General features: G+C 69.0%; 5 protein-coding genes. 3 read left to right on the plus strand and 2 right to left on the minus strand.

Annotated elements, in window-relative coordinates:
• The 3 genes from NON22_RS17465 to NON22_RS17475 all read left to right on the plus strand — a co-directional run.
• Positions 1 to 549: hypothetical protein (locus tag NON22_RS17465; protein ID WP_257388225.1), on the plus strand; the 549-nt coding region annotated here is incomplete at its 5' end.
• Between the two features lie 241 nt (positions 550 to 790).
• Positions 791 to 2,095, plus strand: a complete 1,305-nt coding sequence (locus NON22_RS17470) for a TolB-like translocation protein (protein ID WP_257388226.1) — start codon at positions 791 to 793, stop codon at positions 2,093 to 2,095.
• Positions 2,096 to 2,177: 82 nt separating this feature from the next.
• Positions 2,178 to 3,371 carry a low temperature requirement protein A gene (locus tag NON22_RS17475; protein ID WP_257388227.1) on the plus strand — a complete coding sequence of 398 codons (1,194 nt, stop codon included), beginning with the start codon at positions 2,178 to 2,180 and terminating at the stop codon, positions 3,369 to 3,371.
• 136 nt (positions 3,372 to 3,507) lie between these two features.
• On the opposite strand, the gene NON22_RS17480 is transcribed toward NON22_RS17475, so the two are convergent.
• Both NON22_RS17480 and NON22_RS17485 read right to left on the minus strand, forming a co-directional pair.
• On the minus strand, positions 3,508 to 6,666 hold the full coding sequence (locus NON22_RS17480) for a multidrug efflux RND transporter permease subunit (protein ID WP_257388228.1): 3,159 nt from the start codon (positions 6,664 to 6,666) through the stop codon (positions 3,508 to 3,510).
• A gap of 12 nt (positions 6,667 to 6,678) precedes the next feature.
• A partial coding sequence (locus NON22_RS17485; protein WP_257388229.1) for an efflux RND transporter periplasmic adaptor subunit occupies positions 6,679 to 7,404 on the minus strand: 726 nt, incomplete at its 5' end.

Consider the following 7,404-nt stretch of genomic DNA (forward strand, 5'->3'; position numbering starts at 1 on the left):
ACCGGCGCCGGCGCCACGGGCGCGACCGGCGCCACGGGCAGCACCGGCGCTACCGGTGCGACGGGCGCCACGGGTGCCGCCGGCGTCGCGAAATACCAGGTGCGCATCAACGGCACCGTGAGCACCGCGCTCGCGCGGCCGCTGTATCCGATCGGCGTCGACGGTTCGCTGAACCAGAGCGTCACCTTCATCACGCCGCAGTCCTACCGCATCGCGCTGCAGAGCGACGGTAGCGTGCTCGGCAACACGTCGGTCGGTTTCGACGGACCCAACTGCACCGGCAACGTGCTGCTGAACACCGTCAATTATCCGGCGGGCACGGTGGTTTCCGGCGGCACGGGCAAGCCGCTCTGGTACGTGCCGCTGACCGGCGCGACGGTCGTCACCAATCCGACGCGTCAGAGCCAGGACACCGGCACGGTCTGCAACAACACGCCGTTTGCCCTGACCGGGACCTACTACCACGCGGTAGCCAACAGCGCGGCAGTGACCGGTGTCGGCCTGCCCAACGGCCAGCCGGTGACGGTGACGATCGAATACGTACCCTGATCCGGTCCGCAGCGGCCGCAGCGCCTGGGAATCCGCGGATCCATCGATGCCGGGTTCCCGCTGCTGCGGCGACGGCGATCCGAGGCGATGACAAGACGCACGCCGTGCCGGCCTTGGCAGGCTCATGCCGCCCGTCGCCGCGCGCGTGAGCCGCGTCGCGGGCAGCGTGTCGGGCCGTTCTTGGGATTTGCGCGACGCCGCTGCGTAACAACGCTCCGAGTTCCCCGTGCCCGGAGTGGTCATGTCGTACCGATTCTTTCTCGCCACGCGCTGCCGATTGCTGGTCTGCGCCCTGCTGTCCGGCGCGGCCGGAGCATCCGGCGCGATCGAGCGCATCAGCGTCGCCACCGGCGGCGGCGAAGCCAATTCGCAGAGCCGCTATCCGGCGATCTCGGCCGACGGCCGCTATGTCACTTTCCTCAGCGACGCGACCAACCTCGTCGCCGGCGACACGAACGCCGCGGCCGACGTGTTCCTGCGCGACCGCCTGCTCGGCACGACGACGCGGATCAGCAACAAGGCCGACGGCTCGCAGGCCGACGCCGGCAGTCTCGCCGCGTCGATCTCCGGCAGCGGTGCGCGCGTGGTGTTCACCTCGTACGCGAAGCTCGTTCCCGGCGCGGGCTTTCTGAACTGCTACCTGCGCGATCTCGCGGCGAACACGGTGCAGATCGTCGACCGCATGCCCGACGGCAGTCCCGGCGTGACCTGCGCCTCGCCGGTCATCGACGTGGCCGGCTCACGCATTGCCTACGTGTCCAGCGACGCGCTCGTCGCGGCCGACACGAACGGACGCCCCGACGTCTACGTGCGCGACCTCGCCGCGGGCACGCAGCGCCGCGTCAGCATCGGCCCGGGCGGCGCCGAGGCCAATCTCGGCAGCAGCGACCCGCGCATTTCCGGCGACGGCAGCCGCGTGCTGTTCGCCTCCACGGCGAGCAACCTAGTCGCCGGCGACACCAACGCAAAGCCCGACGTGTTCCTGGCCGCGAGCGATGCGAGCCTGCCGCTGACGCGCGTCGACGTCGGCGCCGGCAACGTCCAGGCCAACGATGGCGCGAGCTATGCCGCGGCGTTCAACGCGAACGGCTCGCTGCTCGCGTTCTCGAGCAAGGCCGACACCTTGCCGGACTGGAGCGAATTCGCCGAGAGCACCTTGTACCTGCGCATCCCGGGCAGCGACGCGACGATCGCGCTGAGCATTCCCGACGGCGGACTGCCGCGCGAGGGCTTCAACGAAGAGCCGGATTTCGACTACAGCGGCCGCTGGCTCGTGTTCGCGTCGACCGACCGGCTCTACGCCGGCGCCGAACCGGGCGGCGTCTACGTGATCGACCTCGTGCGCGGCCTGGTCGCGCAGGTCAGCGTCGGCGGCAACTCCGGCAACGTGCATCAGCCGCGGCTCAGCGCCGACGGCACCGGCGTGGTCTGGTATTCGTATTCGAACCAGCAGGTGCCCAACGACACGAACGGCACCTGGGACGTGTTCTACGGCGACAACCCGCTCTGGGAAGAGACGCCGATCTTCGCCGACGGCTTCGAGTAGCGCGCCGCAGCGCCGCACGCCGTGCCGTGACGGCGTGCGGGCCGCGCCTCTACCATGCGCGCACGTCCCTGCGGAGTGCGCCATGCCCCGGAACCCGAGCCTGCTGCGCGAACGCGCCCATCCCGGCCACGAGAAGGTCACGACGGTCGAGCTGTTCTTCGATCTGGTGTTCGTCTTCGCGGTCACCCAGCTGTCGCATTCGCTGCTCGACGACTTCACGCCGCTCGGCGCGCTGCAGGTGCTGCTGCTGACGCTCGGCGTCTGGTGGATCTGGATCTTCACGTCCTGGGTCACCAACTGGCTCGATCCGGAACGGATCCCGACGCGATTGCTGCTGCTCGTGCTGATGCTGGCCGGGCTGATCCTGTCGGCCTCGATTCCCGAAGCGTTCGGCGCGCGCGCCGTGAGCTTCGCCTGCGCCTACGTGTTCATGCAGGTCGGGCGCACCGCGTACTTCCTCTGGGCCGTGGCCGGCCATCCGGCCATGGTCGCGAACTTCCGGCGCATCCTGGCCTGGCTGCTGCTGTCGGCGGTGTTCTGGCTGGCCGGCGCGTTCGTCGAGTCCTGGCGGCTGCCGTTGTGGATGCTCGCGCTGGCGATCGAATTCGTCTCGCCGTCGCTGGGCTTCTTCGTGCCGGGACTCGGCCGCTCGCGCACGAGCGACTGGGACGTGGCCGGCGGCCACCTGTCGGAACGCTGCGGCCTGTTCGTGATCATCGCGCTCGGCGAATCGATACTCGTGACCGGCGCGACGTTCGCGAAGCTCGAATGGACCGCGCCGACGATCGCCGCGTTCGCCGTCGCCTTCGTCGGCAGCGTCGCGATGTGGTGGATCTACTTCGACGCGGCCGCCGACCGCGGCGCCGAACGCATCGTCGAATCCGACGATCCGGGCCGGCTCGCGCGCGTGACCTATACCTACCTGCACCTGGCCATCGTCGCCGGCATCATCGTCTCGGCCGTCGGCGACGAGTTCGTGCTCGCGCATCCGCTCGGCCACAGCTCGCCGGCGACCGCCGTCGCCGTGCTTGGCGGCAGCGCGCTGTACCTGCTTGGCAACGGCCTGTTCAAGCACAGCATCGTCAAGGTTTTCCCGCACTCGCACGTCGCCGCGCTCGTGCTGATCGCGGTCGCCGCGGCCTGCTCGCACTGGCTGCCGCCGCTGGCCGTCGCCGGCATCAGCGCCGGCGCCATGCTCGTCGCGGCGTTCTGGGACGCGCGCCGTCTGCGGCAGCCGCTGCCCGGGGCCGGGCCGGCCTCTTCGCATTCGGCTTGACCGTCCGCGACGCGAAGCGGCCGTGGCGCCGCAGCCGCTTCCGTCGCAAGGAAATGCGGCGCGGCAGGCGCGCCGAAGCGGAACGAAAGGGCGGCATCGCTGCCGCCCTTTCGTTCCGCCCGTCACGGCCGCGCCGTCAATGCCCGCCGCGCGCCGGCGGCGGCAGTGCGCCGTTCGCCGCTTCGTCGGTGCGGTCGCCGAGCACGCGGCGGATCGCGACGTAGAAGATCGGCACGAACAGCAGGCCGAGGAAGGTCGCGAAGATCATGCCGCCGATGACGCCGGTGCCGATCGCATGGCGCGCGTTGGCGCCGGCGCCCGAGGAGATCGCCAGCGGCAGCACGCCGAGGATGAACGCGAACGAGGTCATCAGGATCGGCCGCATGCGCAGGCGGCCGGCTTCGAGCACGGCTTCGCGCAGCGGCTTGCCGTGGCGCTGCGCCTCGACCGCGAACTCGATGATCAGGATCGCGTTCTTGGCCGCCAGGCCGATGATCGTGATCAGGCCGATCTTGAAGTAGACGTCGTCGGGCAGGCCGCGCGCGAGCGAGAACAGCACCGCGCCGAGCACGCCGAGCGGCACGATCAGCATGACCGACACCGGGATCGACCAGCTCTCGTACAGCGCCGCGAGGCAGAGGAACACGACGAGGATGGACAGGCCGAACAGCAGCGGCGCCTGGTTGCCCGAGACGATTTCCTGCAGCGACTGGCCGGCCCAGTCGAAGCCGAAGCCCTGCGGCAGCTCCTTCGTGATGATGTCCTGCATGGCCTTCATCGCGTCGCCGGAACTGCGTCCCGGCACCGGCGAACCGACGATCTCGATCGCCGAATAGCCGTTGAAGCGCACGAGCGCCGGCGGGCCCATGATCCACCGCGAGTTCACGACGCTCGACAGCGGGATCATGTTCGGCGTGCCGTTCGCGTTGGACGAGGGCAGGGAGCTCGGCAGGAAGAAGCGGCTGAACGCCTCGGGGCTCATGCGGAACGGCGCGTCGGCCTGCAGCACCACGCGCAGCACGCGGCCTTCGTAGAAGAAGTCGTTCGCGTAGACCGGTGCGAGCATGAGCTGGATCGCGCTGAACACGTCGGAGACGTTGAGGCCCATCGACTGCGCCTGCACGCGGTCGACGTCGATCTTGAGCTGCGGCGAATCCTGCAGGCCGTTCGGACGCACGCCCTGCAGGATGTCCTTCTGCGCCGCGGCCTTGCCGAGCACGATGTTCTGCGCGTTGACGAGGGCCTCGTGGCCGGCGCCTCTGCGGTCCTGCAGGTACATGTCGAAGCCGCCGAACGCGCCGAGGCCCTGGATCGTCGGCAGGTTGACGACGAAGGCCTGGGCGTCCTTGAGGCCCATGAACAGCGCGCCGTTGGCCTGCTGGATGAAGGTCATCGCATCGGTCTTGCGCTCGTCCCAGGGCTTCAGGCGGATGAAGGCCATGCCGACGTTGTCGGCCTGGCCGATGAAGCTGAAGCCGCTGACCTGCAGCACCGCCTCGACCGCCTCGTTCTTGGACAGGATGTCGCTGACCTGTTCCATGGCCTTGGTCGTACGCTGCAGGGACGCGCCGGCCGGCAGCTGCACGATGGCCAGGGTATAGCCCTGGTCCTCTTCCGGCACGAAGCTGCCCGGCATGCGCGTGAACACGACGCCGCAGAGCACGACGATGACGCCGAACAGGATCATCCAGCGCCCGGGCCGCTTGACCGCGCCGGCGGTCTGCCGCGAATAGGTGCCGAGCACGCGCTCGAACGTGCGGTTGAACCAGCGGAAGAAGCGGTTCGGCTCCGGATGGGTGGGCTTGAGCATGGTCGCGCAGAGCGCCGGCGTGAACGACAGCGCGAGCAGCGCCGAGAAGCCCATCGACACGGCGATCGTCAGCGCGAACTGGCGATAGATCGCGCCGACGCTGCCGCCCTGCATCGCGCTCGGAATGAACACCGCGGCGAGCACGACCGTGATCGCCACGACCGCGCCGGTGATCTGCGTCATCGCCTTGCGCGTGGCTTCCTTCGGCTCGATGTGTTCCTCGCTCATGATGCGTTCGACGTTCTCGATCACGACGATCGCGTCGTCCACGACGATGCCGATCGCGAGCACCATCGCGAACAGCGACAGCTGGTTGATCGTGAAGCCGATGACGTACATGCCGAGGAAGGTGCCGGCCAGCGCGACCGGGATGACCAGGGTCGGAATGATCGTCGCGCGCAGGTTCTGCAGGAACACGAGCATGACGACGAAGACCAGCACGACGGCGATGGCGAGCGTTTCGACGACCTCGAGTATCGACATGCGCACGAAGGTCGTGCTGTCGTACGGCGTGAACCACGACACGCCGGCCGGGAAGCTGGCCTGCAGTTCGTTCATGCGCGCCTTGACCGCTTCGGCCACCTGCAGCGCGTTGGCGCCGGGCAGCAGTTGCACGGCGAAGCCGGCGATCGCGTTCTTGCCGTAGTAGGTCGCGCGGCCGTACGAGAACGGGCCGAGCTCGACGCGGCCGACGTCCCTGATCTTGACCGTCGTGCCGTCGGCGGCCGTGCGCAGCACGATGTTCTCGAACTGCTCGGGCGTCGTGAAGCGGCCTTCGGCCATGACGCTCGCGGAAATGCCCTGCTGGTCGACGGTCGGCGTGGAGCCGATCGCGCCGGAGGCGAACTGCACGTTCTGGCCGCGGATCGCCGTCAGTACGGCGTTCGGCGCCAGGCCGTAGCCCTGCAGCTTGTCCGGATCGAGCCAGATGCGCATGGCGTATTCGGAGCCGAACTGGGTCACGCTGCCGACGCCGGCGATGCGCTGGATCTGGTCGAGGATGCGCGAGGAGATGATGTTGTTCAGCGCATAGGAGTCCTGCTGGCCGTCGTCGGACTTCAATGCGGCGACCATCAGAAAGCCGGCGTTGGCCTTGGCCACGACGACGCCCTGCTGGGTCACTTCCGACGGCAGGCGCGGCAGCGCCAGCGAGACGCGGTTCTGCGTCTGCACCTGGGCGATGTCCGGATCGGTGCCGCTGTTGAAGGTCAAGGTGATCGAGGCGTTGCCGCTCGCGTTCGACGTCGAGCTGAAGTACAGCAGGTTGTCGATGCCGTTGAGCTGCTGCTCGATGACCTGGGTCACGGTCTTCTCGACCGTGTCGGCGCTCGCGCCGGCGTAGTTCGCGCTGATCACGACCTGCGGCGGCGCGATCTGCGGGTACGACTCGATGCCGAGCTCGAACGTCGCCAGCACGCCGCCGAGGGTGATCAGGATCGCGATCACCCAGGCGAAGATCGGCCTTTCGATGAAGAATTGGGGCACGGTGCGTTCTCCTTACGCCTTGGGCGCCGCGGCGGGCGCCGCGCTCTGCGCCTTGTCCAGCTGTTCCTGCGGCACGGCCTTGGCCGGCTTGTCCGGCTGCACCTTCTGCAGGCCCGAGACGATGATCTGGTCGCCGTCGGCGACGCCGCTCTTGACGACCCAGTCGGCGCCGCGCAGCTCGCCGAGTTCGACGTGCTTGACCTGCACCTTCGTGTCGGCGCCGACGACGAGCACGTAGGCGCCCTTCGGATCGCGCTGGATCGCCTTCTGCGGCACGAGGAAGGCCTGTTCGAGTTCGCCCTGGACCAGGCGCAGCTTCACGAACATGCCCGGCAGCAGGCTGTGTTCGGCATTCCGGAACGTCGCGCGCAGCGACACCGAACCGGTGGTCGGATCGACCGCGAGGTCGGCGAAGCTCAGGGTGCCGGTCTGGCCGTACGCGCTGCCGTCGGGCTGGAACAGCTGCACTTCGACCTGGTCCGGCGCGGCGAGCTTGAGCTTGCCCTCGGCCTGGGCCTTGCGCAGCTGCGCGACCTCGGCGGCGGACTGGCTGAAGTCGACGTAGATCGGGTCGATCTGCTCGACGACGGTCAGCGGCGTGACTTCGCCCTGGCCGACCAGCGCGCCCTCGGTCACGAGCGCGCGGCCGGCGCGGCCGGCGATCGGCGCGGTGACCGCGGCATAGCCGAGGTTCAGCCGCGCGGCCTCGACGTCGGCCTGGGCCTGGCGCACCGCGGC

The organism is Tahibacter caeni, assembly GCF_024609805.1.
Classification (GTDB): Bacteria; Pseudomonadota; Gammaproteobacteria; order Xanthomonadales; family Rhodanobacteraceae; genus Tahibacter; species Tahibacter caeni.

Excerpts from the sequence above, each read along its gene's own strand:
- NON22_RS17475 (WP_257388227.1), top strand. The coding sequence starts at position 2,178 with ATGCCCCGGAACCCGAGCCTGCTGCGCGAACGCGCCCATCCCGGCCAC.
- NON22_RS17470 (WP_257388226.1), top strand. The coding sequence starts at position 791 with ATGTCGTACCGATTCTTTCTCGCCACGCGCTGCCGATTGCTGGTCTGC.